Origin of the sequence: Actinocrinis sp. (assembly GCF_035938995.1) — a bacterium.
Taxonomy (GTDB): Bacteria; Actinomycetota; Actinomycetes; order Streptomycetales; family Catenulisporaceae; genus DASZGI01.
The window spans coordinates 1-26,761 of the sequence record NZ_DASZGI010000281.1 but is presented as its reverse complement, the minus strand read 5'-3'; the positions used below and the strand labels follow the sequence as shown (position 1 = coordinate 26,761).

The window sequence follows — 26,761 nt, the reverse complement described above, 5'->3', positions numbered from 1 at the left end:
CCGTCACGCTCCAACTTTGGCGAGGATGACACCGAGGACCAGGATGAACCCGGCGAACTGCGCCGTCAGCCACGATACCCGGTACGCGATCGTCCGCGAATTCCGGATGTGCAGGAGATGGTAGAAGACTTCTTCCTCGTCTTCGAGCTGCGAGGTTTCGGTCCAATATATCGCGACCACGAGAAGGCACAGCGACGAGGAAATCCCGCTCATCACGAGTGCGAGCACGATCAGCGCATCGCCGACGCCGAACGGATTCGGCGAAGTGCCGAGCGCGATCGACGAGGCCGCCAGGACGATCGCGTCGAACGAGAGCAGCGACTGCGCTTTCGTGTCCAGGATCGACAGGCACGAATACAGGTAATCGTGCTCGAAGGCCATCGAATCGCGTTCTTTCAACTGCCGAATGGACCGCAGATGTCGTTGGCGGTCGGCCTTGTCGTAGACGCCTTCGTACAACCAAGGCCGAAGGCGGCGAGGTTGCAGCATTCGAATCCCCACAGGAGTCGCGCGAACCGCTTGCGGATTTCGATGCTCCGGGGCGCCTCGACAACGCGTGATTACCCGTCACCGATCCCTGACAAACCAATGGCCGTTTGCGGCGGGCCGGGCACCGCACTGCGCGATGACGGCCTATTCCGGCTCCGGCAGGGCGTCGGTGCGTTCGATCTGGCTGATCAGGCGCTTGAGCTGGTTTATCTCCTCGGCCAGGGCGGCCCGGCCCGCGCCGGTCAGGGTGACGACGATGTCGTTGAGCCCGATGGCGGGATGGCCGGTGCTGCTGGGGGAAACCGAGCCGGTCATGCGGCGGGTGACTGACGAGGGCGCTGGGCCAGCGCGAAGCCGATGCCGCCGAGGAGCAGCACGCTGCCATCGATCACCAGGCGAGGCACGAAGTACCACCGGGAGAGCGGGGCCATGAACCGTGCAAGGGACGGCATTTCGATGCTGACGCAGCTGCCCGTTCACTCGAGTGACTGGGCGGCTGGCGAAACCTGCTGTCTATAGGTGCTGAGGGTCAGCCCGAGGACCGAGCGGAACTCGTTGGCCAGGTGGGCGTGGTCCGTGTAGCCGAGGTCTGCGGCGACGGCCGCCAGGTTCATGCTCGGGTCGGTGCGAAGGCGTTCGGCTGCTTCCTGGAGCCTCCGCCGGCGGATCATCATCAACGGCGGCAGTCCGACATAGCGGCGCGCGAGTCGCTGAAGCGTCCTGGCGGACACGTTCAGCAGCGCGGCGGCGTCCTCAACCCGCAGCACGTCCGGATCGCTGTCGATGAGTTCGGCCATGGCGTTGGCCAGCAGCGCATCCCGCGTCGGCGCCGGAACGGTTTCGATCAGCCAGTCCGCGAATGCGTCGACGGCCAGACGGTGGCGCGTTGCTTGATCAGATGATCCGTTCATCGCCTGGGATACGCGGTCGTGCAGCGCGGTGAGTTCCATCGGTTGGTAGCGATCGCGTATGGCCGCGGGGTCTTCGGCGAAGGAGGGCACCGCCGCAGGCCGCAGAAGGGCTCCGACGGCCCAGCCGGTGCCGGTGAGATCGCGATGGGAGCTACGGGTCGAGGGACCGGCCAATCCGACCGTGTCCGGTTCAACTACAAGGTTGCAGGCCGGGAATGCGATCAGATGTTGCCGGGAGGAGCGGCCCGGTGCGATCTGCCACTCGGGAATCCAGAACCACCGCACCAGCGAGGCCACGCGCTCGGGCGCCGGGATGCGGTGGAACGTCGGAAGCCGCGCCGGATACAGCACCCCGCGATGCACCAGGCTCACCCGCCCCACGCTACGCGGTTGTCGCGTATTTCCAAGCCCGCCCGCGGTGGACGCACCTAGGCTCACGGCCCATGACAGAGACTTTCCAAGCCGCCCACGGCGAGCACACCAGCAACGGAACGCCGCACGGCGCCACCAGCCTGACCCCGTTCCTCGTCATCCCGGACGCACGCGGGGCGATCGGCTTCTACCGCGACGTCTTCGGCGCGCGTGTCGTGGACGTGACGGAAATAGGCGGGATCGTCGGGCACGCGGTGCTCGACTTCGGGAACGGACTGCTCCAACTGGGTGAACCGATGAAGGACTTCGGTCTGGTGGCCGCTCCTGACGGAGAGGGCGACTGCTACTCGCTCGGTCTCTACTGTCCCGACGTCGATGCGGTGGTCGCCCGGGCTGAGGCCGCCGGTGCGACCGTCCGCGAAGCGCCGTCGACGTTCGTGTCCGGCGATCGTTTCGCCAGCATCCGCGACCCATTCGGCGTGCGATGGTCGATCATGACCCGGATCGAGGACCTGTCGGAAGAGGAGAGTGCCCGGCGGGTGGCCGAGTGGGCCGAGCAGCAGGCCTGAGACCAACCGGACGATGGCGCCCTGCACCGTACGAACGGTGCAGGGCTCCTCGCTTACGGCCTCCCGTGAGCGTCTCGCGCGCGGCTCCCCGCCCGGCCACGCGTGTCCGGTCGCCGCTTAACCCACGAGCCGCGAATGTGATCGGTCATCGCCTTCGCCGCAGCCTGCTCGTCCTTGGCCGCCAACTGGTCGAAGACGGCCTGGTGCGCGACGTTTGATTCCCGCAGGTCGTCGAGGGTGGGCTCGCCGATGTAGCGCAGGCTCTGGAACGCCTGTGCGTTGATGGTCTGCACGACGGCCCGCCCGAGCCGGTTCCCGGACGCGGCCATGATCGCGTAGTGGAACTCCAGGTCCGCGCGCAGGAACCGGGCCGGGTCGCCCTCCTCGGCGTAGAGCTGGTCGAGGGCGGCCCGGATGAGCCGCATCTGCTCCTCGTCCGCGCGCAGCGCGGCCTGGCTAGCCATGTGGCTCTCCAGCGTGCAGCGCACGTCGACGAGGTCTTCCAGGATGGCCTGCTCGTTGTCGTGGCGGATGGACGCCGCCAGCACGACCGGGTCCAGAAGGTCCCAGTCGTCGGCGTCGCGCACCGTCGTGCCGAAGCCCTGCTGCACGGTGACCAGCCGCATCCCCTCCAGCGACTTCACCGCCTCGCGGATGACGGTGCGGCTGACCGCGAACATCTCGCACAGCACCGGCTCGATGGGAAGGGCGCTGCCGACGGGCAGCTCACCACCGACGATGCGGTCGGCGAGATCGGACACGACCGCCGTGGCGAGCCGCTGCGGCCGGCGCGGCCAGCCCAACAACGGGGCCGCACCGCCCGGCGCCCCGTCCGCTTGATCGTGAAACGCGCTCGAAGTGCTCACCCTGCTCCACCCACCGCTCTCAGCCGACGGCTACAGCATAGAAGTCGTAAGTCTGTGCGACACCCTTGACATGATACATATTACGAATTACGTTCTGGCCAACCGCAGCGGGCAAGACCATCGCAAACGCCCGCTGCGGCAGGTGACTTCATGCTCCGTATCAGCTCGTAAGGCAGACGCCGCGCTGTGGAGAGCCGCACACAACGCGGCCTCCACGGCAGACAGACCAGTCTCCGCTGCCCTGACGAATCCCCGCACGGCGACCCGCCGACGCCGCACCTGACGACGCCGCACCTGACGACCTCGCGAAGGGCATACCACCGATGCGCATCACTCATGTCGAGAGCTTCCGCGTCCCGCTGCCCGGCGCCCGCCCCCCGTTCGTCTGGCGGCACGGCCTGCTCGGATCGGCCCCCGACGGCGAAGCCGCGGTGCTGCGCATCGGCACCGACGACGGCGTGGCGGGAGTCGCGCTCGCCACCCGCCCCGGCATGGCGTCGGCCGTGGAGGACCTGGTCGACCGGGTGCTGCGCGAGCAGCTGGTCGGCGCCGATCCGCTGCAGCGCGAGTACCTCTGGCGCCGCATCTGGGAGATCGACCGCACCGAGGAGCTGCCGCTGCCCGCCCTGGGCCTGGTGGACATAGCCCTGTGGGACCTCGCCGGCCGGCTGGCCGGCGAGCCGGCCTGGCGGCTGCTCGGCGGATTCCGCGAGCGGATCCCCGCCTACGCCTCCACCGTCACCTTCCGGGACGTCGCCGAGTACCTCGACGTGGCGACCCAGTGCCTGGAACTGGGCTACCAGGCGATCAAGCTGCACGCCTGGGGCGACGTACGCGCCGACGCGGAGCTGGCGCACCGGCTGCGCGCGCACGTCGGCGACGACGTCCCCCTGATGTACGACGGCTCGGCGGGCTTCGACCTGCCGGACGCGGTCCACCTCGGGCGCGCGCTCGCCGACGCCGGCTTCCTCTGGTACGAGGAGCCGATGCGTGAGTTCAGCGTGAGCGCGTACCAGCGCCTCGCAGGGGCTGTCGAAATCCCGCTGCTGGTGGCGGAGACCTCGGACGGCGCGCACATGAACACCGCCGACTTCATCGTCGCGGGCGCCGCCACCTTCGGGGTGCGGGCCAGCGCGTCGATGCGGGGCGGCATCACCGGGGCGATCCGCACCGCCCATCTCGCGGAGGCGTTCCATCTGCGCGCGGAGGTGCTCGGCGACGAGATGCCCAGCCGGCACCTGTCGATGACGATCCCGAACACCACCTTCCACGAATCCATGGTCACGGCCAACCCGGTGGTCAAGAAGCCGGAGGTCGACAAGGCCGGCTACGTCCACGCACCACTCGACCCGGGGATCGCCCTGCCCGCGGGCCTGGCGTATCCACGGACTCTGGCAGCTTATGTCGAGGACGGAACATCTACATCTGAATAGTCTCCGACCCGCGCAGTCACTACAGAGAGGTACTGTCATGCGCAGCCCGATCCCGTCCACGCGCAAACGCTTCACAGCGCTCGCCGCCCTACTCCTGTCCGCGGCGCTGGCCGCGGCCGGCTGCGCCAAGCAGACCACCACCGGCTCGGCGGGCGGCGCCCCGGCCGACTCGATGTCTCCCGCCCAGGTCAAGGTCGCGTTCGTACCCGGCGGACCGCATCCGTACTTCCAGCCGTGGAAGACCGCTATGCAGCAGGCGAAGACCGACTTCGGGCTCGGCGGCGTGACCTTCAACGAGACGGCCGGCTGGGACCAGACCAAGCAGAACGACCTGCTGCAGTCGCTGGCCGCCCAGGGCTACGACGCGTTCGGCGTCTTCGGCGTCTCGCCCGACAACATCAACTCCACCTTCAGCGATCTGACCAGCAAGCACCTGCTCGTCGCCTCGCTGGGCTCTTGCCCGGCCGGCAACTACGACGCCGCGGACTTCTGCCTGTCCACCGATGTCGAGACCGCCGCGTACGAGGCGGCCAAGACGGCGATCGCGCAGATGGGCGGATCTGGCAACCTCGTGCACCTGACCGGCAACAACACCGACTCCAACACGCAGCGGCGCATCGCGGGCGTGGAGAAGGCGGTGGCGGAGACCGGCGGCAAGGTCAAGCTGCTGCAGACGGTCACCGACATCGACACCGACCTGCAGACCGCGCAGAAGGCCGTGAGCGACCTGCTGGCCGCCAAGGGCTCGCAGATCAACGCGATCGTCAACACCGCCTACAACCCCGCCGTCGCCTCCGCGGCGGCGGTCGCCCAGGCGCACCTGCCGATCAAGGTCATCGCGATCGACGACGACCCGACGATCATCGCCGGCATCAAGAGCGGCTCGGTGGCCGCGACGGTGGTGCAGAACCCGGTCGGCCAGGCCTACGTCGGCGCCTACGGCCTGATGAAGCTGGCCGGCGGCTGCACCATGAAGACCCCGGGCGTGGCCATCGACTCGGGTTCGTTCGTGGTGACCAAGGCCAACGTCGACTCGTACGACGCCGAACGGCAGGCCAAGACCGCGCAGTTGAAGGCCGCCTTCGACAGCACGTACCTGTCCTGCAAGCAATAAAAGCAGAGGTCGAAGCAGCCGAGCCCCTCAAGGCCCTTCCGGAGAGGTCCGTGTCCACGATCACCGACGCCCAGGCGTATCTCGTCGATCTGCCCGTCGAGGCGGTCCGCACCGACGCGGTGCAGGCCTTCCTCAAACAGGAGACCGTCTTCGTCGAGATCACGACCGCCGACGGGCTCTCCGGGCGCGGCTACTGCTACACGATCGGCACCGGGGGCACCGCGATCCTCGCGCTGCTGCGCGACTACCTGCTGCCGAGGCTCCACGGCCGCGACGCGCGCCAGATCGAGGCGATCTGGCACGACCTGTTCGGCTCGACGCGGGCCACGGCGGTCGGCGCGATCACCTCGCTCGCGCTGGCCGCCGTGGACACCGCGCTGTGGGACTGGCGCTGCCGCCGCGCGGATCTGCCGCTGTGGATCGCCGCCGGCGGCGCCCGCGACCGCGTCCCGCTGTACGACACCGAAGTCGGCTGGCTGCATCTGACGGTCGACGAGCTGATCGGCGGCGCCAAGGCGGCGGTCGCGGCGGGCCGCGGCGGCGTCAAGATCAAGATCGGCAAGCCCGATCCCGCGCAGGACGTCGAGCGGCTGACCGCGGTGCGCGAGGCGGTGGGGCCGGGCGTCGACCTGATGGTGGACGCCAACCAGTCGCTGACCGCCGCGGACGCCATCCGGATCGCCCGGCTGCTCGAACCGGTCGACGTCTACTGGCTGGAAGAGCCGCTGCCCGCCGACGACGTCGACGGGCACGCGCGCCTGGCCGCGTCGACCAGCATCCCGGTGGCCGTCGGCGAATCGCTGTACTCGGTCGGCCAGTTCGCCGAGTACATCCAGCGGCGCGCGGCCGGCATCGTGCAGGCCGACGCCGCGCGCATCGGCGGCATCACCCCGTGGCTGAAGGCGGCGCACCTCGCCGAGGCGCACAACATCCCGATCTGCCCGCACTTCCTGATGGAGCTGCACGTGAGCCTGTGCGCCGCGGTGCCGAACGGCCGCTACCTCGAGTACATCCCGCAGCTGACCGCGATCACCACCACGCGGCTCACCGTCGAGGACGGACACGCCCTCGTGCCGACCGCTCCGGGGCTGGGCATCGCCTGGGACCTAGACGCCATCGACGACCGCCGGGTGGCCTGAGCGATGCCCGCGTCCCTGCCCGAGCCCGACGTCGCGACCCCGCCGGACAGCGAGCCGCCGCCGACGCAGTCCGCCGCCGCGGCCCGGCGCGGCCTGCCGTTCTGGGCGAACCCGCGCTTCGGCCTGTTCGCGGTCCTCGTCGTGCTCGTCCTGGTCTTCTCCTCGCTGCGCCCGTCGTTCCTCAACACGTACCTCACGCTCGTGCCGATGCAGGCCGACCTGAGCGTGTTCGCGGTGGTCGGGCTCGCCCAGCTCTGCGTGCTCTCCCTCGGGCACATGAATCTCGCGGTCCCCCGCATGGCGGCGATCTCCGCGTTCGCGATGGGCTGGTCATATCAGCACTTGAACCTGCCACTGTGGCCCGGAATGGTGGTCGGCCTCGTGGTCGGCACGGCTGTCGGCGCGGCCGCCGGATGGATCATCGTGACGACCGGCGCGAACTCCTTCGTGGTCACCCTCGCGCTGGATTTCGCACTGGTCGGGCTGGTCTCGCTGCTCTACAGCCACGTCGGCGACGGGGTGGCGTTCAGCGTCCACCCCGCGGGCATGGATACGCTGCGCATCGACACCTTCAGCAACTACTGCATGGGCAACGTCTGCGGGCCGCCGGTGCCGTTGATCGTTCCGATCGCGCTCGTCGCCGTCATCGCGGTCGGGCTGCTCTTCCGGGTCTCCCGGGTGGGCCGGGAGATGCTGATGACCGGCTCGAACCTGAAGGCCGCGCAGCTGTCCGGCATCCCCACCTCGCGCCGGATCATCCAGGCGCACGCGATGTCCGGGCTGCTGTCCGCGCTGGCCGGCTTCCTGCTCGCGATCAACAGCGGCGCGTTCTCCGCCGACATCGGCAACTCCTTCCTGCTGCCGTCGTTCCTCTCCCCGGTGCTGGGCGGGACGCTGCTGGCCGGAGGGGCCGTGAGCGTCCTGGGCACGGTGCTCGGCGCCGCGCTGACCGAGGTCATCCGCACCGGGCTGAACCTGCTGAACTTCTCGGTCCAGGCGCTCAACATCTACATCGGCCTGGTCCTGGTGGCCGCGCTGTCGCTGGACCGGCTGCGCCACGTGATCGCCGAGCGGCGAGGGAGCCGACCATGACCACCGCCACCGGCAACGCCGGCCTGCCGCCCGACTTCCGGCGCGCGCGGCTGCGGGAGCTCGTGCGCACTCCGGAGTTCACTCTCGCCCTCATCGCGGTCGTGGGTTTCACCGCGCTGGCGAGCACGACCCACGGCAACCTGCTGCACGGCGACACGCTCAGGTCTGTCTTCCAGTACCTGGCCGTGCCGATCCTGGTCGGCCTCGCACAGATGGCGGTGCTCGGCGTCGGGCAGATGAACCTCAGCGTCGGGGTGCTCACCGGCTTCTGCTCGATGATCGCGGCGTGGCTGATGGTCCGGGCCGGGCTGCCGGCCGGCGTCGCGGTCGTCGCGGCGGTGCTGGTCGGCGCGGCGGTCGGCGCGGTCAACGGGCTGGTGGTCGTGCTGACCCGGATCAACGGGTTCATCGTGACCCTGGCGACCATGACCATCATCGACGGGCTGCGCTACGGGGTGCACGGCACCTCCACGTTCCAGGGCTACTCCCCCGACCTGGTCCGCCTCGGCCAGGGCTCGATCCTGGGCGTGCCGAACCCGTTCCTTGTCGCGGTGATCGTCGCCGTGCTGGTCGCGCTCTTCTTCCGCCGGGCCGCCCTCGGCCGCCAGCTGCTCGCCACCGGCGGCAATCCGCTCGCGGCGCGGCTGTCCGGCATCTCCAATGACCGCTCGATCGTGCTCGCGCACCTGCTGTCCGGGCTGCTCGCGGGCATCGCCGGGGTGGTCGAGGTCGCGCTGTCCGGTTCCGTCAACGCCACCATCGGCGACGACCTGCTGCTGCCGAGCTTCGCCGCCCCGATCATCGGGGGCGTGGCGCTGGTCGGCGGCGCGGTCAGCGTGGCCGGCACCTGCCTCGCCGCGCTGATCATTCGGCTGGTCGACGTCGCGCAGGCGCAGTACTCCATCGACCCCAGCTGGGTAAGCCTCATCGTCGGCGCCGTGGTGCTCGGCGCCGTGCTGCTCACCCAGCTCCGGACGCGGCACAAGGGGACCGGGACATGACTGGAGACATGACCGAGGACACGAGTCCGGGCACGAGATTCGTCGCCGAGAAGCTGGTCAAGACGTTTCCCGGGGTGCGCGCCCTCGACGAGGCGTCGCTCGCCCTCGAGCCCGGCAGGGTCCACGCGCTGCTCGGCGAGAACGGGGCCGGCAAGAGCACCCTGATCAAGATCGTGACCGGGGTCTACCAGCCCGACGGCGGCCGACTGCTGGTCTCCGACGGCGCGGGCGGTCTGACGCCGGTCCGCTTCGCCCGGCCGCATGACGCCCAGCGCGCCGGGATCGGCGTGGTGCACCAGGAGCGCAACCTCATCCCCGCGTTCTCCGTCGCCGAGAACATCGCGCTGCAGGCCGTCTCCACCCGCTTCGGCTTCGTCGACCGCCCGGCCATGCGGGCGCTGGCCCGCCGCTGCCTCGACCAGCTCGACGTGCACCTCGACGTCGACCGGCCGGTCGGGTCGCTGTCGGTGGCCCAGATGCAGCTGGTCGAGATCGCCAAGTCGCTGGCCGTCGACAGCACCGTGCTGCTGCTCGACGAACCGACCGCGTCGCTGACCGGCGACGAGGCCGACCGGCTGTTCACGGTGGTGCGCCGGCTGCGCGACCAGGGCCACAGCGTCGTGCTGGTCAGCCACAAGCTCGAGGAGGTCTTCGCGGTCGCCGACACGGTGACCGTCCTGCGCGACGGGCGCAGCGTCGCCGAGGCGAAGCCGCTCGCCGACTACTCCCGCGACCAGATCGTCAGCCTGATGGTCGGCCGCGCGCACGCGGACCTGACACTGCAGACCCGCCGCGTCGAGCGGCAGGCGACTGCCGCGCTGGAACTGCGCGAGGTCTCGACCGAATCAGGGCACCGCGACGTGTCGCTGCACGTGCAGCCCGGCGAGATCCTCGGCCTCTACGGCCTGGTCGGCGCGGGCCGCAGTGAACTGATTCGCGCCGTGCTCGGGCTGGACCGGATCACCTCCGGCACGCTGAGTGTGCACGGAGAGCCGGCCCGCATCCGCAGCGTCGGCGACGCCCTGCACCGCTACCGCATCGGCTACGTCACGGAGAACCGCAAGGAGGAAGGGATTTTCCTCGACCAGCCGATCACCCGCAACGTCGCGGTCACCGTGTGGCGGCGCATCGCGCGCGCGGGCCTGGTGCGCGAGTCCGACGAGCGGTCCCTGGTCGAGACCTACCGGGAGCGGCTCGGCATGCGCATCGCCGACCCCCGCCAGCTGGCGGGCCAGCTCTCCGGCGGCAACCAGCAGAAGGTGAGCCTGGCCAAATGGCTGGCCGCCGACTGCGACATCCTGGTGATCGACGAACCCACCGTCGGCATCGACGTGCGCACCAAGGCGGCGTTCCACGAACTGATCCTCGCCCTCGCGGACACCGGCCTCGCCATCCTGCTCATCTCCTCCGACCTGCCGGAGATGGTCACGCTCGCCGACCGCATCGACGTGATGAACGACTACCGCGTCGTCGGCGAACTCGACAACGACCACGACTACCGGGCGACCAGCCAGGCCGTCATCAATCTGATTCACTCCGGAGCGGCCGTCTGACCGAAGCCGAAACCCCGACATTGCGCAAAAACGCACGCGGCCAAACATCACATGTTCGAGCCCCCAATCTCTTGACGCGCCAATGAATCGCGCGTTAAATCACATCTTGAATTAAGTGCTGCTGTCCAGCTCACCGCACTATGCGGGGCGCTCACCGCAGTTCTCCAGCCGCTTGGCGCAGCGGTTGCGGGCCGGCCGGGGCGCGGCCGATGCCCGATGCTCCACGGCTTTCCCCCCGACGCGGATCCGGTGATCCCGCGCCGCGGAACTCAGACTGCTCCAGAAGTCGAAGGACAACGTAGTCCGGTATGAGGCAGGAGAAGATGAGACACTTCCGTATCGCGCGAATCCTCGCGCCTGGACACGCGAGACCGCGTCGGGCCAGCAGCGCGGGACGCGCGACCATAGCCTTGGCGGTCGTTTCCGCCTTGGCACTGATCGGCGGTCCCACCGTCGCCCACGCCGCCACCGGCTCTCCCTATGGCGGGACGGCTGCCGCAGTGCCCGGCACAGTGCAGGCCGAGAATTACGATACCGGCGGCCAGGGAGTCGCCTACAACGTCGCGACCGTGAACGGCTCGGGCAACAACTACCGCTCCGACGGCGTCGACCTGGAAGCCACCACAGACACCGGCGGCGGCTATGACGTCGGATGGACCGCGGCCGGACAGTGGTTCAACTATACCGTCAACGCCGCGTCGGCCGGGTCGTACACGGTGAGCGTCAGGCTCGCCTCGCCCAACGGCGTGACGGACGGCTTGCACATCGCCAACAGCTCGGGCACCAACCTCTCGGGCAGCATCAACGTCCCGGCGACCGGCGGATGGCAGACCTGGACGACAGTCACCGCCAGCGTCACCCTCCCGGCCGGAACACAAACGCTGACCCTGAACCAGGACAACGGCGGCTGGAACATCAACTACCTGACCTTTGCCAGCAACGGCAGCAACGAGGGCCCCTTCAACGGGACGGCCGCTCCGGTGCCCGGCACGGTGCAGGCCGAGAACTATGACACCGGCGGCCAGGGAGTCGCCTACAACGTCACGTCCACCAACGGCTCGGCCAACAGCTACCGGCCGGACGGGGTGGATCTTGAGGCCACCACGGACACCGGCGGCGGCGATGACGTGGGCTGGACCGCGGCCGGTCAGTGGTTCAAGTACACCGTCAACGTGGCTTCTGCGGGCACTTATTCGCTCGGCGTGCGCCTGGCCTCACCCAACGGCGTGACGGACGGCCTGCACATCGCCAACAGTTCCGGCACCAACCTGTCCGGCAACATCAACGTCCCGGCGACCGGCGGATGGCAGACCTGGACGACAGTCACCGCCAGCGTCACCCTCCCGGCCGGAACACAAACGCTGACCCTGAACCAGGACAACGGCGGCTGGAACATCAACTACCTGTCCTTCGGTTCGGCCGGGATCAACACGTCGGCCTGGTATGAAGTGGTGAACCAGAACTCGGGCCTGTGCGCCAGCGCCGCGAACGGCGGCACGGCGAGCGGCACCGCCGTAGAGCAGCTCTCCTGCACCGGGGCCTCGAGCCAGCTGTGGCAGTTCGTCCCGGTGGCAACCGGCGAATACGAGGTGCTCAACCAGAACGCTCAGGGCGCCGGCGAGGCATGGAACATCACCGGAGGAGTGACGGCCACCGCCAGCGGGGCCCTGCTGCAGATGTGGGCCTACGGCGGCACCAGCAACACCAACGAGCTGTTCGCGGCCAACCAGCAGTCCAACGGCAACTACACCTTCGTGGCCGACAACTCCGGTCTGTGCATCGACACTCCCGGCGCTTCGACGACGAGCGGCGTGCAGCTTGAGCAGTACACCTGCAACGGCACCGCCGCCCAGGCGTTCAGCCTCGTGGTGCCGAGCGGCGGCTGCGGAAACAGCTGCGGCGGTACGCCGAACTTCGGTCCGAACGTGTACGTCTTCGACCCGTCGATGTCGAGCGCGACGATCCAGAACGACATCAACTCGGTCTTCAACAGCCAGCAGAGCAGCGAGATGGGCACCGGACGCTACGCCATGCTGTTCAAGCCCGGATCGTACAACGTGGACGTCCCGGTCGGCTTCTACACCCAGGTGCTCGGGCTCGGGCAGTCCCCGACGCAGACCACGATCACCGGCGGCGGCGTGCACGCGGACGCCAACTGGAACGGCGGCAACGCGACCATCAACTTCTGGCGCGACGCGGAGAACCTGACCGACTCGCCGTCCTCCGGCAACACCGTGTGGGCGACCTCGCAGGCCACTCCGCTGCGGCGGATGGACATCAACGGTTCGCTGGCGCTGTCGCTCAACGGTTACTCGTCGGGCGGCTTCGTCGGCGACTCGGTGGTCACCGGCCAGGTCAGCTCCGGCAGCCAGCAGCAGTACATGCTGCGCAACGACCAGTTCGGCTCCTGGACGGGTTCGAACTGGAACATGGTGTTCACCGGTTCCACCGGCGTGCCCGGCCAGAGCTTCCCGAATCCGCCGTTCACCACCGTCAACACCACGCCCAACATCTCGGAGAAGCCCTACCTCTACGTCGACTCCTCCGGCAACTGGAACGTGTTCGTGCCCGGCAACCAGGCCAACCGGCAGGGCGCCAGCTGGAGCAACGGCAACACCCCCGGCAGCTCGCTGCCGATCAGCTCCTTCTTCATCGCCAACCCGAGCAACACCGTGGCGCAGATCAACGCCGCGCTCGCGGCTGGACAGAACCTCCTGTTCACCCCGGGCATCTACCAGATCAACGGCACCATCAACGTGACCAACCCGGACACCGTGGTGCTCGGTCTCGGCCTGGCCACGCTGGTGTCCAACGGCGGCAACACGATCCTGTCCACCGCGGACGTCAACGGCATCCGGATCGGCGGGCTGATCTTCGACGCCGGCACGACCAACTCGCAGGTGCTCGTGCAGATCGGCCCGCCCGGGTCGAGCGCGAGCCACGCCTCCGACCCGACCGTGCTCTCTGACGTGTTCGCCCGGATCGGCGGCGCGACGGTCGGCAGCGCCAACCAGACCCTCGTGGTCAACAGCAACAACGTGATCGGCGACGACCTGTGGCTGTGGCGAGCGGACCACGGTAATGGCGGAACGGTCGGCTGGAACACCAACACAGCCGCCAACGGTCTGGTGGTCAACGGCGCCAACGTCGCCATGTACGGCCTGGCGGTGGAGCACTACCAGCAGGTCCAGGTGCAGTGGAACGGCAGCGGTGGAAAGGACTACTTCTACCAGAGCGAAATGCCGTACGACCCGCCGAATCAGAGCGCGTGGATGGACGGCTCGGCGCGCGGCTACCCGTCGTTCGCCGTGTCCGGCTCGGCCACGGGCTTCCAGGGCTACGGCCTCGGCGTGTACTGCTTCTTCAGCACGAACAACAGCGTGGTCTCCGACAACGCGTTCACCTCGTCCGCCTCAGGCGCCAACTGGCACGACCTGGTGACCGTGTCGATCACCAACGCCGGCGCGATCGAGAACATCATCAACGGTGTGGGCGGTCCGACACCGACCAACACCTCGGCTAACGACCTGACCAGTTACCCGTAACCCATCCCGCCTGTCAGCGGTTCCGCACCGGCACCCGCCGACTGGCGCCAGCAAGAGATCAACGAGACAGCGCAGGCGCCTGCACCCGATTCGTCGGGTGCAGGCGCCGATGCGTTAGTCGTCGGGTCGGATAGCGAACCGGCCGGGTGCGGGTCGGCGATCCTGGCGCAGTACCGTAGGCAGCACTGCTCATATCCGCCGGTTGACCACTGCGGGCGCGAAGCCTGTCGCTCGGTAATCGATGTAAAGCAGGCAATCCGGCCAGCACACGCCAAATAGTCCTTCGCAACCAGCACAACATTGGCGCGGAAGCCAGCGGACCGGGTATTCTAACGTTGTAATCCGAGTAGCGGTGATCGGATGTTTTCCTGTGCGCAAAGCCCGCGTATGGCCGATAATCGGGACAGCGAGGCCCGCGGGTCACCGCACAGCCACGACCTCCTCGCGGAGACGGATCGGACGGAGCACAGGCGTGATGACCTCAGGAAACGGCGCTCGGACGGCCCACCGCTCCGCGGCACGTTCTGCGACGCCGTCCGCCCCCGCCCGCACTGCGCGGACGGGGCGCGTGTGAGCGCCGATCGGGCACTGGCGCGTCCGGGCGCCGCGCGCCTGCGAGACGTGGCGGTAGCCGCGGGGGTCTCCGTCAAGACCGTGTCGAACGTGGTCAACGGTACCGCGAGGGTGGCCGACGAGACCCGCCGACGCGTGCAGCAGGCCATCGACGCGCTCGGCTACCACCCGAACATGATGGCGCGCCGGCTGCGCACCGGCCGCAGCGGCGTACTGGCCCTCGCGTTCCCGGAGATGCCGAACCCCTATTTCGCCGAGCTGGCCGTCGAGGTCATCGCCGCGGCCCGGCGGCACGGCTGCACCGTCCTGATGGACGACACCGCCGGCGACGCGGCCGCGGAGCTGCGCATCGCCTCCGGCCTCGGCGACCCGATGATCGACGGGGTGATCCTCAGCCCGCTGAGCCTCGACCAGAACGAGCTGGCCTCGCGCGACCGCAGCGTCCCGCTGGTGCTGCTCGGCGAAGCGGACTACGGGCTGGTGTGCGACCACGTCCACATCGACAACGTCGCCGCGGCCCGCGACGTGACGCGGCACCTGATCGACGGGGGCTACCGCCGGATCGGGGCGATCGGCTGGCAGGACCCTTCGCCGCGCGCGACTGCGCAGCAGAGGCTGCTCGGATACACCGAGGCGCTGCGCGACGCCGGGCTGCTGGTGGATCAAGCGCTCTTCCCTCCGGTGCGGTCCTACCGCCGCCCCGACGGCGCGGAGGCGATGCGCCGGCTGCTCAAGCTTCCGCAGCTGCCGGACGCGGTGTTCTGCTTCAACGACATGATGGCGCTCGGCGCGATGCGGGCGATCTACGACGCCGGGTTGCGCGTGCCCGACGACATCGCGCTCGTCGGCTTCGACGACGTGGAAGAGGCGGAGTACGCCATCCCCTCGCTCACCACGATCGCCCCGGACAAGACCAAGATCGCGGAGGAGGCGGTCGGCGCGCTGCTCAGGCGGATCAATGACGGCTATGAGGAGGCCGGTCGGCTCATCCAGCCGGGCTATCGGCTGGTGGTGCGGGAGAGCAGCCGCCGCCGGTGACGGCGTCCGCGCTCCCGCCCCGAGTCAGAGTCGGCGCATTCGGCTGAGCGCGGTCTGCAGCAGGACCACGGCGGCGAGGAAGCCGCCGTTGACCGCGTCGGTGAACGCGGAGCCGTACTGCGAGAAGTAGTGGTCGATCAGGTTGTGGATCACCGCGAGCAGCAGCACGCCGCAGACGGTGCCGCCGACCGAGCCGAAGCCGCCGGTCAGCAGAGTGCCGCCGATCACCACGGAGGCGATGGCGGTCAGTTCGTAGCCGAGGCCGATCGTGGTCACCCCGGAGCCGAGGCGCGAGCCGCCCAGCGCGCCGGCCATTCCCGCCAGTGTCCCGGACAGCAGGTAGACCAGCACCTTCGCCCGGTCGACCGGCAAGCCCAGCAGCCTGGACGCGGTCTCGTTGCCGCCGATGGCGGTGAGCGAGGCCCCGAAGCGGGTGCGCTCCAGCAGGAGCCAGCCGAGGACGAAGAGCGCCGTGACGATCAGCACGGGCGTCCACGTGCCCTGACCGAGGTCGCGGAACCACGAGCCCTGCGGTACCAGGTATGTCGTCGAGCCCTCATTCGTGATCGCCTGCAGCAGGCCGCGCGCGCCGAGCAGTCCGGCCAGCGTGACGATGAACGGCGCCATCCGCGCCTTGGCCACCAACAGGCCTTGGACCGCGCCCCAGGCCGCGCACACCACGAGCGGCAGCAGGACCGCCGCCCAGGCGCCGGTCTGCGCGCCGCGGGCGGCGAGCACTCCGCCGAGCGCGTAGAGCGAGCCGACCGACAGGTCGATGCCGCCGGTGGTGATCACGAACGTCATGGCGAGCGCGAGCAGCCAGACGAAGGCGTTGTTTCCCAGGATGCTGCTGATGTTCGACCAGGTGGGGAAGGTCGGCGAGAGCGCCGAGGCGAGCGCCGCGACCAGGACCAGCACGGCGAGTGCGCCGCGCCGCTGCACCTGGTACGAGATCCGCTCGCGCAGGGTGGGCGCCTGCGCCGACTCGGCCGGCTGCGCCGCGGGACCCGGTGGCAGCGTTCGGTTCAAGGTGCTGCTGCTCATCGGGTGCCACGCTCCCGCGATGCATAGACGGCGAAGCAGATGATGGCCGCTTCCACGATCTGGGTGTAGGACTCGTGCACGTTGTGCTGCGTCAGCACCGCGGTGATCAGCTGCATGAACAGCGCGCCCGCGACAGTGCCGAGCACTCGCACCCGGCCGCCGGTCAGCGGCGTGCCGCCGACCACCACCGCGGTGATCGCGTTCAACTCCATGCTCAAGCCCTGATTCGCCGGGTCGGCCTCCGCTCCGTGCCCGACGATCAGCACGCCGGCGAGCGCGGACAGCACGCCGGAGACGACGTAGACCGTGATCAGCACCCTGCGTACCGGAAGCCCGGCCAGCCGGCTGGCCGGGCGGTTGTCCCCGATCGCGACCAGCTGCCGCCCGAACGTGGTCAGCCGCATGACCAGGCCGGTGACCGCGGCCGCGGCCAGCGCGATCCACGCCATCACCGGGACGCCCAGCACGGTGTTCTCGCCGAGGCCCAGCAGGGTGCTGTCACCGACCGGCTTGGCGACGTCGCCGTTCATCAGGTTCGCCAGGCCGCGCACGCCGATCATCAGCGACAGCGTGGCCACGATCGGCTGAACGCCCGCAATGGCCACCATCGACCCGCCGACGATCCCGGACGCAGCGCCGAGCAGCAGCGCGATGCCTATCGCCGCCCAGGGGCCGTAGCCGATGTAGAGCGGGATCGCCGCCGCCGCCAGCGCGATGACCGCGCCGACCGACAGATCGATCCCCTCCGTGCCGATGACCAGCGCCATCCCGAGTGCGACCAGGAGGGTCGGGGCGAGCTGGAAGAGCTGGACCCGCCAGTTGGACGCCGACAGGAAGTTCGTGTTCAGAGCCACCGCGACGACCAGCAAAACGACTAAGGCCCCGTAGACGCCGTAGTCCTGCAACCAGCGCAGCAGCCGGTCGCGGCTGACGCGTTCGGGTGCCCACGTGATCGAACTCATCGCTCGCGCTCCTCGTCGCCGGTCTGCTCCGCGTGCGCCTCGACTGCCGAGCTATCCGAGGCATCCGACGGCGCCTCTGCAGCGAGGGTCCGCATCAGCCGTTCCTCCGTGACCTCGTCGCCGTCGAGCCGGCCGATCACCGCGCCCTCCTTGAGCACGACGATCCGGTCCGAGCCCTCGATCAGTTCCTCCAGCTCGGAGGAGATCAGCAGCACGGCCAGGCCCTCGCGGGCAAGCTCGTCGATCAGCGCCTGCACCTCGGCCTTGGCACCCACGTCGATACCGCGGGTCGGCTCGTCGAGCAGCAGCACCTTCGGGTTCATACACAGCCAGCGGGCCAGCAGCACCTTCTGCTGGTTGCCGCCGGACAGGTCGCTGACCCGCTGTTCGGGGCTGGATGCCTTGATGCGCAGTCGGTCCATGAACAGTTTGACGACGGCATCCTGCTTCTTCGCCGAGACCACACCCGCGCGGGACATCCGCGGCAGAGCAGCCAGCACGATGTTCTCGCGCACCGACAGGCTCGGGATGATCCCCTCCGCCTTGCGGTCCTCGGCGAGCATCACCACGCCTGCGCGCATCGCGGACGCCGGGCTGCGCTGGTGCAGCCGCTTGCCGTCGACCTCGACGCTTCCGCCGTCGGTGGGCAGTGCGCCGATAATCGCCTTGGCTGTCTCGCTGCGCCCGGCGCCGAGCAAGCCGCCGAGGCCGACGACCTCGCCCGGGTGTACGTCCAGGCTGACGCCGTGCAGCCGGTGCCGCATCTCGAGCCCGGTGGCGCGCAGCGCGGGCTGGCCGCCGTGCGCCGCGTGGCCAGCCGTGTCGAAGGCGGTCGCGCCCTCCGCGCGCACCTCGGACAGCTCGCGGCCGAGCATGAGGGAGATCAGCTCGAGCCGGCCGAATCCGGCCAGCTCCCCGGTGTGCACCACCGCGCCGTCGCGCAGCACGGTGACCCGGTCGCAGATCTCGTACAGTTCGTCCAGTCGGTGGCTGACGAAGACCACCGCGATGCCCTGTGAACGCAGGGCGCTGATGACGGAGAAGAGCGTTTTCACCTCGCGCGGCTCGAGCGAGGAGGTGGGCTCGTCCATGATGACGACGCGCGACTCGAGCTGCACGGCCCGGGCGAGGGCGACCATCTGCTGCGCGCCGAGCCCGAGCGTGTGCAGCGGACGGGTCACGTCCACGCGCACGCCATACCGCGAAAGCGTCTCCGTCGCCAAGCGGTTCATGGCCCGAAGATCGACCAGTCCGAAGCGGCGCGGCTCGCGGCCGAGGAAGAGGTTGCGCGCGACGGACATCAGGGGGATGAGGTTGACCTCCTGGTAGATCGTCGAGATCCCGGCGGCCTGCGCCTCCAGCGGGTTCCGGAACGAGCGCGGCGCCCCCGACAGCCGCACCGTGCCCGAGTCGGGCCGGTACACGCCGGTGATCACCTTGATCAGCGTGGACTTGCCCGCTCCGTTCTCGCCGACCAGCGCGTGCACCTCACCCGAGCGCAGGCTGAAGTCCACGCCGCGCAGCGCGCGCACGCCCGCGAAGCTCTTGCCGAGCCCCACCGCCTCCAGCACGGGGCTGTCCGCGCCGGCGGCGGGTTCCGGGGGTTCCGGCATCGTTCCTCCCTCGATTGCTGTCGGCGGACGCGGCGCCAGGAGCCACGCGACACACCGGACGACCCGCCGCGCCCTTTGAGACGACCGGTCGTCTCAGGTCGATCGCCCGCTGTGCGCTGACCGGCCTACAACGGCCGGTCGTCTTATTTTCCGCGTGTCCGCGTCAGTACACGAGGCCGCCGTTCAGCGCGGTCTGGGCGTTGGCGTCGGTGAAGTGGTTGTCCTTGATGATGACCTTGGGCTGGACGCCGGTGGTGCCGTAGAAGTTCTGCAGCGACTGGAAGGCGAGCGGGCCGAAGCGCGGGTTGGTCTCGATGTCGGCGACGACCTTGCCGTCCGCCACGTCCTGCACGGCCTGCTGGATGCCGTCGATCGAGACGATCTTGACGTCCTTGCCGGGGGTCTTGCCCGCAGCGGTGATCGCCTGGATCGCGCCGAGCGCCATCTCGTCGTTCTCCGCGTAGACCGCGTTGATGTCGGGGTGCGCCTGGAGCAGCTGTTCCATGACCTTCTGGCCGTCGGTCTGGTCGAAGTTCGCGGTCTGCGACGCGACGACCGTCATGTTCGGGTACTTCGCCTTCAGCTCGGCGGTGAAGCCGTCGGTCCGGTCGGTGGAGACGTTGTTTCCGGGGGTACCCGACAGGATCGCGACCTTGGCGGTGCTCCCGGTGGCCTGTGCGAGGTCGTCGGCGGCGATCTGGGCCTGCCCGTAGAAGTTCGAGCCGATGAAGGCGATGAAGTCGGAGCAGGCGGTGCCGGTGACCGTGCGGTCGATGGTCAGCACCGGGATCTTCTTCGCCTTCGCCTCGGCCAGCGCGGGGCCGAGCCCGGCGGAGTTCTCCGGGGCCACGATCAGCACCTGCGCACCCTGCGCGATCATGTCCTCGATCTGCGAGTTCTGCGCGTTGACGTCGGCGTTCGCGTTGCGCTCGATCAGCTTGACGCCGAGCGACTTGGCCTGCTCCTCGATGCTCGCGGTCTCGGTGGCCCGGAACGGGTTGCTGGTGGACTCCGACTGCGAGAAGCCGACGATCGTCTTGCCGTCGGTGATGTTCAGCTGCGGGACCCCGCCGTTGTACGTCTGGTCCGTGCAGGCGGGACCGGCGCTCGCCGTGGGGCTCGCCACCTGCTGCGCGGCCGCGGAGTTGTTGCCGGCCGCGGCGGTGTTCCCCGTGCCCGTGCTTCCGGAATTGGTACACGCGGTAGCGGCCAAACATAGGGCAGCCAGGGCAGTTGCCGGGACGGCCTTGCCTCGTGGGAATGCGCTCATACGCCGATCACATCCTCGTCGATGCTGCTTGTGGGTAGCGGGGGCGAGTACGTGGCAAGGCGGCGGCCGTCCGACGTAGCCACGTGTTCCAACGATGTAACGGGCTTCATTGAGGCATGCTCACCCAGCGCTGTCAACTGGTCGCCGGACAAGCGCGCTGGGCCGGGGCCAAATGAGACCGAACCGAGATGCACGGGCGCCTTCCGAGTTGGTCGCTATGTAGTTCTTTGAGGTGATAGATACCCATTCAGCGGACATCGAAGCAGCTCGCACGCGCCGACACCGGAGGCGGATTGTCATCGCCGCGCGCGCAGTCCGTACTGGTGACGGCATTATCGAAAACTTCGGTCTTTACCGCAAACGTTTCCGGAGCCATACTTGCGGTGCCCCACCACCGCCTCGCCGGACCGGCCTTGACGCCCGCCGTCGGCGGTGCCTCAATGAGGCGTTACAACGATGTAGTGACCACCCGCCGCGTGACGGCCAATCCACGCGGTGCACCGCCCCACGCCGTCTTTCTGCCCACGCCAGACCGGAACCGGGAGCTCTGCCAGAGCCGTCCCGCGCCGCGCCCACGAAGCGCGTGCGTGAGACGCCTCGTGCCGAGCTGATGACGCCTGCCCCGGTCCGGTCGAAATCCAACTGCCGCGATACCCGACGGCCCGATGTGCCCGAGCGCACGCGACAGAGGACTTCGGCACCCACCCGGTCCGGCGCCGGCGGCGCGTCCGACAACCGGCCCTACGACGGCGGCCGCGGGGCGGCGGTGCCGCCAGCCGACGAGAGGGATGAAGAACGATGGGAGGTGGCCGCGCCCCGACCAAACTGCGCCATGAGTTCATCCGCGCCGAACTCGCGCGCTCCGGCGGCGTGCGCATCAGAGACCTGGCACACCGCTTCGGAGTGTCGCGGGCGACCGTGCGCCGCGATCTGTGCGCCCTCATCGACGCCGGAGACGCGGTCAACGTGCACGGCGGAGCGCTGCTGCCCGGCGACCGCGCATTCGGACAGCGGAAGCCCGAACGAGAGGCCATCGCCGCGTCGGCCGCGCGTACCGTCACGCAGCACGAATCCGTCGGGCTGTTCGGCGGCCAGGTGATCCAGGCGCTCGCCCACCGCTTGAGCCACCGCGCGGACCTGCGCATCGTCACGAACTCGCTCGCGGTGGCCCAGGCCGTCGACGGCGCGCACGAGCGGCGCGAACCGGAGGTCGTGCTGCTGAGCGGCGTGCTGTCTCCGTCCGGCACGGTCTACGGCAGCCCGGCGGCCGCCTCGCTGCGCGGACTGCGGTTGGACGCGTCCTACTTCGACTGCGTCGGGCTGGACCCGCTGACCGGCGCGACCGTCGACGACCTCGGTGAAGCCGAGCTGCGCAAGACGTCGATCCAGCTCTCCCGACGCAACGTCCTGCTGGTCGAACCCGCCCGGCTCGGCACACGCGGGCTCCGCAGCTTCGGCGCGCTCACAGACTTCTGCGAGGTGATCAACCACTGAGCCAGTAATCCGCCAACTCAGCCCACGAACCGTCCACCATCCGACCCGACAGCGACGTCGGCATCCGCGCGCTCCGCGCCCCTGCTGCCCAGGGGCCGCAAACCCGGGAGCGCCGGCGCCCGCGGCAGCCGCCGGAACCTACCCCGTCGGCGGCTGCCGCGCAGCGGCGCCCGTCTCGCCACCACCAGAGCACGAAAACATCGCAAGCCCCTGCGACCCACGGCGCCGCGCAGTGCGACGGGCGTTGCTTTCGCGCGCCCTGAACCCGAATCACCCACACCAGAAAGAGGTCCACCATGGTCGCTTTCCCGCGCGTCCCGCGCTGGCGATGGCGCATATCCTCCGCCGGGACGATCCTGGCCATGCTCGTCGCCCTGCTGGTCGCCATCCCGTCCGCCGCCCAGGCGGCCACATCGCTGCCGTGTGACATCTACGGCTCCGCGGGCACCCCGTGCGCGGCGGCGCACAGCACCGTGCGCGCCCTCTACGCGAACTACAGCGGACGGCTCTACCAGGTCCAACGCCACTCGGACGGCGCCACGACCGACATCGGCACGCTGTCGCCCGGCGGATACGCCAACGCCGCGACGCAAGACGTGTTCTGCGCCAACACCAACTGCGTGATCACGACCATCTACGACCAGTCCCCGCAACACAACGACCTGACGATCGAGGGTCCGGGCGCGGCCGGCGGCCAGGACGTCGGGTCCAACGGCGCGGCGCTGCCCATCGTGGCGGGCGGCCAGAAGGTGTTCGGGGTCTACATCGGCCCGGGCACCGGCTACCGCCACCACGTCGGGTCCGGCGTGGCGCAGAACGGCCAGCCCGAGGGCATGTACATGGTGGCCAGCGGCACGCACGTCAACAACGGCTGCTGCTTCGACTACGGCAACGTCGAGGCGACGATCTCGGACAACGGCAACGGCCACATGGACGCGGTCAACTTCGGCACCACCTGCTTCTTCCCACCGTGCTCCGGCACGGCGCCGTGGGTCGCGGCCGACCTGGAGAACGGCCTGTACCAGGGGGCCGGCTCCAACACGAACGACCAAGGCAACACCAGCATGTTCGTCACCGCCATGCTCAAGAACGACGGTCAGCGGACCTTCGCGCTCAAGGGAGGCAACGCACAAGGCGGAGGCTTATCCACGTGGTACAACGGCCCCCTGCCGAGCAACGGATATCAGCCCATGCATCAGGAGGGCTCGATCGTGCTGGGCACCGGCGGCGACAACAGCAACGGCTCGATCGGATCCTTCTTCGAAGGCGTGATGACGGCCGGGTATCCGTCCGACGCGGCTGACAACGCGGTGCAGGCGAACATCGACTCGGTCGGGTACTCGGGCAACAGCGCGAAGCCCGCCACCGCCGCCACGATCGGCGCTCCCGCCGGCAAGTGCGTCGACGTGTCCGGCGACGACACCGGCGGCGACTATACCCAAGTCCAGATGTGGGACTGCCAGTCCTACGCGGTCGACCAGCACTGGACCCACAACTCCGACCTCTCGCTCTCGACACTCGGCCGCTGCCTGGACATCGACGGCGACGGCACCGCCGTAGGCACTCCGGTCGAACTGTGGGACTGCAACGGCGTCGGCGGCCAGAAGTGGGTCCAGCAGCCCAACGGATCGCTGCTCAACCCGCAGTCAGGACTCTGCCTCGACGACCCGGGCGCCAACACCTCCAACGGCATCCGTCTGCAGATCTACACCTGCAATGGCACCCCCGCACAACAGTTCTCCGTCAACGGCGGCGGCGTGATCAACAGCCCCGGCGGCCAGTGCGTCGACGTGGCCGGCGACGACACCGGCGTCAACCTCACTCCCGTCCAGCTGTGGGACTGCCAGGTCTACGCGGTCGACCAGCACTGGTACCACAACGCCAACGGCTCGCTGGAGACCCTCGGCCGCTGCCTGGACATCAACGGCGACGGCACCGCGGTCGGCACCCAGGTGGAGCTGTACGACTGCAACAACGTCGGCGGCCAGGTCTGGCAGCAGCAATCCAACGGATCGCTGCTCAATCCCCAGTCAGGACTCTGCCTGGACGACCCGGGCGCCAACACCTCCAACGGCATCCGTCTACAGATCTACACCTGCAACGGCACCCCTGCACAGCAGTTCCACCTGACCTGACAACGCTGACGTGTTCGGGCGCCTCCCGGCGGAAGGCGCCCGAACACAGCAGCTCACCCATCATCAAGCACTCGGCATCGGCGCAGCCGGAGCGCTCTATAACGCCTGGAGTGACCGATGCCATTCAGAAAGGCACGTAAGAGCAAGAACACCCTCGGATTCAGAGTCCTGACCCTGCTGACCGCCGTCGTCTCGACCCTCGCGCCGCTGCACGCGACGCTCCCGGTCGCCGCGGCGGCGACCACCGTCTGCGCCGTCTATTGCGACACCCGCGACCCGTCGCTCGCGCAGCAGGAGACCTTCCCCGTCCCCAACATGTACGAGAACGGGCGGGTCATCGAGCTGCACGTCTCGGACCCGGACGGGATGGCCTGGGCGAGCATCGACAACGGCGTCCTCAACGACTCGGTGTGGATCGACCGGTCCTGGGACGGCGGCAACACCTGGGACGGCCTGCTCGGCAAGGCCTGGATACCAGGCACCTGGACCGGTACTCGCACCCTCATGTACAACATGTACGACCCCTCAAACCACCGGCGCGCGGTCGTACGCGCGTGCGGCGACGCGCAGGGAGTCGTCTGCACCAGCTGGGCCCACCTGTCCGTGTGCGCGGCACGCTGCGACGGCGCCAATCCCGCCACCGCCAGCGGCAATCACCAACCGGTGCCCGACACGACCCTGAACGGGCGCGACATCGCGCTGCACGTCGACGACAGCGGGATGGCGTGGGCGACCATCTCCAACGGCGCGCCCGGCGACGAGATCTGGATGGACCGCTCCTGGGACGGCGGCAACAGCTGGCCCGACGGCTCGTCCAAGGGACGGGTCAGCGTGCCCGCGGGCGCGACCGGCACCAACACCGTCGAGATCAACATCGACGACCCGCTCGGGAAGCTGTACGGCGGGGCCGTGCGCGCCTGCGGCCGGGCCGTCACCGGCGAGAACGGCAGCTGCACCGCGTGGGCGCGCGCCAGCTCCAACCAGGCGAGCGCGGCCGCGGACGCCCTGATGTGGTCGTACGACCCCTACAACGCCTGGTGGCCGTCGAGCTGGTGGAACTCAGCCGTCGCGCTGACCAGCGTGATCGACTACCTCCGGCAGACCGGGGACACCCGGTACTCGTGGATCGTGGACCACACCTTCCAGGTCAACAAGGTCGCCTTCCCGGCCGGGGCGCGCAGCAGCGACCCCATCCAGGGCGACTTCATCAGCCAGGCGACCGACGACACGGAGTGGTGGGGGCTCGCCTGGATCGACGCGTACGACCTGACCCGCAACCCGGCGTACCTCAACGAAGCGGTCACCATCGCCAACCACGTCAGCACCCTGTGGGACCCGAGCAGCTGCGGCGGCGGCCTGTGGTCGGATCAGCAGCGGGTGTACAAGAACGCGATCACCAACGGCTTGTACGTACGGCTGACCGCCTCGCTGCACGACCGCATCCCGGGCGACACGACCTGGCTCGGGCAGGCGAGCAGGGCGTGGAACTGGTTCCTGTCCAGCGGAATGATCAACTCTTCCGGGCTGGTCAACGACGGACTGACCTCGTCGTGCGGGAACAACGGCGGCACCGTGTGGAGCTACAACCAGGGCCTTGCGATCGGAGCGGCCGTCGAGATGTACCGCGCCACCGGCGCCGCCGCGGATCTGACCGAGGCGCGCCATCTCGCCGACTCCGCGATCAACTCCACCGCATTGGTCTCCGGCGGACTGCTTACAGAGTCCTGCGACAGTCTCAACGCCACCTGCGACGACAACCAGAAGCAGTTCAAGGGCATCTTCATGCGGTACCTCGGCGATCTGAACTCAGCCACCGCAGGGGCCTACAACGGGTTCATCTCGGCGCAGGCCGGCTCGCTCTGGAACGCCGACCGCAACACCCTCGACCAGTTCGGTGAGCGCTGGTCCGGCCAGGACTCCAGCGCCGATCCCAACATCCGCGACTGGCGCACCCAGGCGAGCGCCCTGGAAGCCCTCCTCGCCGCCACATCAGAACCCTGACAGACGGCCACCGGATGAGCGGTCAGGCCCCACCGATCTGAAGTCGGTGGGGCCTGACCGCTGGCGGAACCATCGCAGACATCTACGCCTGCAACGGCAGCACCGACGAATACTGGATGATCAACTAATACCGCGCTGAACTGCTTCTCCCTGCTCGGCCGACGCCGCACCGTCGGCGAGCAGTATCTTCCGCAGCTCATCCGATCAGTCGAAGATGAGGTCGAACTCCTCCCACGGTCCGATAGTCGTCCGGTTCGCGATCAGCGGCGACGCACCGGCGTTGTCGGCGGTGACGATGTCGTTGTTCGCGTGCGCGCGGAAGCTGACGCTCCCGTCGTTGTTCGCGATGAGGGTGAACTCTTCCCACGGTCCGATGGCGGTGCGGTTCGCGATCAGGGGTGAAGCTCCCGCGTTGTCGGCGGTGACGATGTCACCGTTGGCGTGCGCGCGCAGGCTGATGCTGCCGTCGCTGTTCTGAATCAGGTCGAAGGTCTCCCACCCGCCGATCGCGGTGCGGTTCGCGATCAGCGGCGACGCGCCGGCGTTG

General features: G+C 69.0%; 21 protein-coding genes. 12 read left to right on the top strand and 9 right to left on the bottom strand.

Annotation, left to right across the window (positions count from 1 at the left end):
• Positions 1–3 precede the first annotated feature (3 nt).
• From VGZ32_RS19320 to VGZ32_RS19310, 3 genes are all read right to left on the bottom strand, one after another.
• Positions 4–459: a hypothetical protein gene (locus VGZ32_RS19320; protein ID WP_326887486.1), complete on the bottom strand. Its 456-nt coding sequence runs from the start codon at positions 457–459 to the stop codon at positions 4–6.
• Positions 460–633: 174 nt separating this feature from the next.
• Positions 634–804 carry a hypothetical protein gene (locus VGZ32_RS19315; protein WP_326887485.1) on the bottom strand — a complete coding sequence of 57 codons (171 nt, stop codon included), beginning with the start codon at positions 802–804 and terminating at the stop codon, positions 634–636.
• Between the two features lie 161 nt (positions 805–965).
• Positions 966–1,697 carry an AraC family transcriptional regulator gene (locus VGZ32_RS19310; RefSeq protein ID WP_414642567.1) on the bottom strand — a complete coding sequence of 244 codons (732 nt, stop codon included), beginning with the start codon at positions 1,695–1,697 and terminating at the stop codon, positions 966–968.
• 146 nt (positions 1,698–1,843) lie between these two features.
• Between VGZ32_RS19310 and VGZ32_RS19305 the strand changes: the two genes are divergently transcribed.
• The gene (locus tag VGZ32_RS19305) at positions 1,844–2,341 is read left to right on the top strand and encodes a VOC family protein (protein ID WP_326887483.1); all 498 of its coding nucleotides are present in this window, start codon (positions 1,844–1,846) and stop codon (positions 2,339–2,341) included.
• Between the two features lie 53 nt (positions 2,342–2,394).
• Here VGZ32_RS19305 and VGZ32_RS19300 read toward each other — a convergent pair whose 3' ends face one another.
• Entirely contained in the window at positions 2,395–3,207 is an 813-nt protein-coding gene (locus tag VGZ32_RS19300) for a FadR/GntR family transcriptional regulator (protein ID WP_326887482.1), read from the bottom strand.
• Positions 3,208–3,530: 323 nt separating this feature from the next.
• Here VGZ32_RS19300 and VGZ32_RS19295 point away from each other — a divergent pair, with 323 nt between their 5' ends.
• The 8 genes from VGZ32_RS19295 to VGZ32_RS19260 all read left to right on the top strand — a co-directional run bounded on the left by VGZ32_RS19295 (position 3,531) and on the right by VGZ32_RS19260 (position 15,695).
• A complete protein-coding gene (locus tag VGZ32_RS19295; RefSeq protein ID WP_326887481.1) occupies positions 3,531–4,640 on the top strand; it encodes an enolase C-terminal domain-like protein in 1,110 nt (369 codons plus the stop codon).
• A gap of 37 nt (positions 4,641–4,677) precedes the next feature.
• Positions 4,678–5,754, top strand: coding sequence for a sugar ABC transporter substrate-binding protein (locus VGZ32_RS19290; RefSeq protein WP_326887480.1), 1,077 nt, complete (start codon positions 4,678–4,680; stop codon positions 5,752–5,754).
• Positions 5,755–5,804: 50 nt separating this feature from the next.
• Positions 5,805–6,893: a mandelate racemase/muconate lactonizing enzyme family protein gene (locus tag VGZ32_RS19285; protein ID WP_326887479.1), complete on the top strand. Its 1,089-nt coding sequence runs from the start codon at positions 5,805–5,807 to the stop codon at positions 6,891–6,893.
• Between the two features lie 3 nt (positions 6,894–6,896).
• Positions 6,897–7,985, top strand: a complete 1,089-nt coding sequence (locus tag VGZ32_RS19280; RefSeq protein ID WP_326887478.1) for an ABC transporter permease — start codon at positions 6,897–6,899, stop codon at positions 7,983–7,985.
• Positions 7,982–8,986, top strand: a complete 1,005-nt coding sequence (locus tag VGZ32_RS19275; RefSeq protein WP_326887477.1) for an ABC transporter permease — start codon at positions 7,982–7,984, stop codon at positions 8,984–8,986. The genes VGZ32_RS19280 and VGZ32_RS19275 overlap by 4 nt, the downstream gene beginning before the upstream one ends.
• Complete coding sequence (locus tag VGZ32_RS19270) at positions 8,983–10,539, top strand: sugar ABC transporter ATP-binding protein (RefSeq protein ID WP_326887476.1); 1,557 nt, start codon at positions 8,983–8,985, stop codon at positions 10,537–10,539. Before VGZ32_RS19275 ends, VGZ32_RS19270 begins: the two co-directional genes overlap by 4 nt.
• 428 nt (positions 10,540–10,967) lie before the next feature.
• On the top strand, positions 10,968–14,084 hold the full coding sequence (locus VGZ32_RS19265) for a carbohydrate-binding protein (protein WP_326887475.1): 3,117 nt from the start codon (positions 10,968–10,970) through the stop codon (positions 14,082–14,084).
• Positions 14,085–14,705: 621 nt separating this feature from the next.
• Entirely contained in the window at positions 14,706–15,695 is a 990-nt protein-coding gene (locus tag VGZ32_RS19260; RefSeq protein WP_326887474.1) for a LacI family DNA-binding transcriptional regulator, read from the top strand.
• Positions 15,696–15,719: 24 nt separating this feature from the next.
• Here VGZ32_RS19260 and VGZ32_RS19255 read toward each other — a convergent pair whose 3' ends face one another.
• The 4 genes from VGZ32_RS19255 to VGZ32_RS19240 all read right to left on the bottom strand — a co-directional run bounded on the left by VGZ32_RS19255 (position 15,720) and on the right by VGZ32_RS19240 (position 20,584).
• On the bottom strand, positions 15,720–16,739 hold the full coding sequence (locus VGZ32_RS19255) for an ABC transporter permease (protein WP_326887473.1): 1,020 nt from the start codon (positions 16,737–16,739) through the stop codon (positions 15,720–15,722).
• Entirely contained in the window at positions 16,736–17,701 is a 966-nt protein-coding gene (locus VGZ32_RS19250) for an ABC transporter permease (RefSeq protein ID WP_326887472.1), read from the bottom strand. Before VGZ32_RS19250 ends, VGZ32_RS19255 begins: the two co-directional genes overlap by 4 nt.
• The gene (locus tag VGZ32_RS19245; RefSeq protein WP_326887471.1) at positions 17,698–19,314 is read right to left on the bottom strand and encodes a sugar ABC transporter ATP-binding protein; all 1,617 of its coding nucleotides are present in this window, start codon (positions 19,312–19,314) and stop codon (positions 17,698–17,700) included. The genes VGZ32_RS19250 and VGZ32_RS19245 overlap by 4 nt, the downstream gene beginning before the upstream one ends.
• Positions 19,315–19,477: 163 nt before the next feature.
• Positions 19,478–20,584, bottom strand: coding sequence for an ABC transporter substrate-binding protein (locus tag VGZ32_RS19240; RefSeq protein WP_326887470.1), 1,107 nt, complete (start codon positions 20,582–20,584; stop codon positions 19,478–19,480).
• A gap of 798 nt (positions 20,585–21,382) precedes the next feature.
• Here VGZ32_RS19240 and VGZ32_RS19235 point away from each other — a divergent pair.
• From VGZ32_RS19235 to VGZ32_RS19225, 3 genes are all read left to right on the top strand, one after another.
• Positions 21,383–22,078, top strand: coding sequence for a DeoR/GlpR family DNA-binding transcription regulator (locus tag VGZ32_RS19235; RefSeq protein ID WP_326887469.1), 696 nt, complete (start codon positions 21,383–21,385; stop codon positions 22,076–22,078).
• Positions 22,079–22,374: 296 nt separating this feature from the next.
• The gene (locus VGZ32_RS19230; protein WP_326887468.1) at positions 22,375–24,213 is read left to right on the top strand and encodes an arabinofuranosidase catalytic domain-containing protein; all 1,839 of its coding nucleotides are present in this window, start codon (positions 22,375–22,377) and stop codon (positions 24,211–24,213) included.
• A gap of 117 nt (positions 24,214–24,330) precedes the next feature.
• The gene (locus VGZ32_RS19225) at positions 24,331–26,214 is read left to right on the top strand and encodes a glycoside hydrolase family 76 protein (protein WP_326887467.1); all 1,884 of its coding nucleotides are present in this window, start codon (positions 24,331–24,333) and stop codon (positions 26,212–26,214) included.
• A gap of 204 nt (positions 26,215–26,418) precedes the next feature.
• On the opposite strand, the gene VGZ32_RS19220 is transcribed toward VGZ32_RS19225, so the two are convergent.
• On the bottom strand, positions 26,419–26,761 hold a 343-nt coding region (locus tag VGZ32_RS19220), incomplete at its 5' end, for a fascin domain-containing protein (RefSeq protein WP_414642566.1).

Excerpts from the sequence above, each read along its gene's own strand:
- VGZ32_RS19280 (WP_326887478.1), top strand. The coding sequence starts at position 6,897 with ATGCCCGCGTCCCTGCCCGAGCCCGACGTCGCGACCCCGCCGGACAGC.
- VGZ32_RS19255 (WP_326887473.1), bottom strand. The coding sequence starts at position 16,739 with ATGAGCAGCAGCACCTTGAACCGAACGCTGCCACCGGGTCCCGCGGCG.
- VGZ32_RS19240 (WP_326887470.1), bottom strand. The coding sequence starts at position 20,584 with ATGAGCGCATTCCCACGAGGCAAGGCCGTCCCGGCAACTGCCCTGGCT.
- VGZ32_RS19250 (WP_326887472.1), bottom strand. The coding sequence starts at position 17,701 with ATGAGTTCGATCACGTGGGCACCCGAACGCGTCAGCCGCGACCGGCTG.
- VGZ32_RS19315 (WP_326887485.1), bottom strand. The coding sequence starts at position 804 with ATGACCGGCTCGGTTTCCCCCAGCAGCACCGGCCATCCCGCCATCGGG.
- VGZ32_RS19290 (WP_326887480.1), top strand. The coding sequence starts at position 4,678 with ATGCGCAGCCCGATCCCGTCCACGCGCAAACGCTTCACAGCGCTCGCC.
- VGZ32_RS19225 (WP_326887467.1), top strand. The coding sequence starts at position 24,331 with ATGCCATTCAGAAAGGCACGTAAGAGCAAGAACACCCTCGGATTCAGA.
- VGZ32_RS19275 (WP_326887477.1), top strand. The coding sequence starts at position 7,982 with ATGACCACCGCCACCGGCAACGCCGGCCTGCCGCCCGACTTCCGGCGC.
- VGZ32_RS19245 (WP_326887471.1), bottom strand. The coding sequence starts at position 19,314 with ATGCCGGAACCCCCGGAACCCGCCGCCGGCGCGGACAGCCCCGTGCTG.
- VGZ32_RS19295 (WP_326887481.1), top strand. The coding sequence starts at position 3,531 with ATGCGCATCACTCATGTCGAGAGCTTCCGCGTCCCGCTGCCCGGCGCC.
- VGZ32_RS19305 (WP_326887483.1), top strand. The coding sequence starts at position 1,844 with ATGACAGAGACTTTCCAAGCCGCCCACGGCGAGCACACCAGCAACGGA.
- VGZ32_RS19230 (WP_326887468.1), top strand. The coding sequence starts at position 22,375 with ATGGTCGCTTTCCCGCGCGTCCCGCGCTGGCGATGGCGCATATCCTCC.
- VGZ32_RS19270 (WP_326887476.1), top strand. The coding sequence starts at position 8,983 with ATGACTGGAGACATGACCGAGGACACGAGTCCGGGCACGAGATTCGTC.
- VGZ32_RS19235 (WP_326887469.1), top strand. The coding sequence starts at position 21,383 with ATGGGAGGTGGCCGCGCCCCGACCAAACTGCGCCATGAGTTCATCCGC.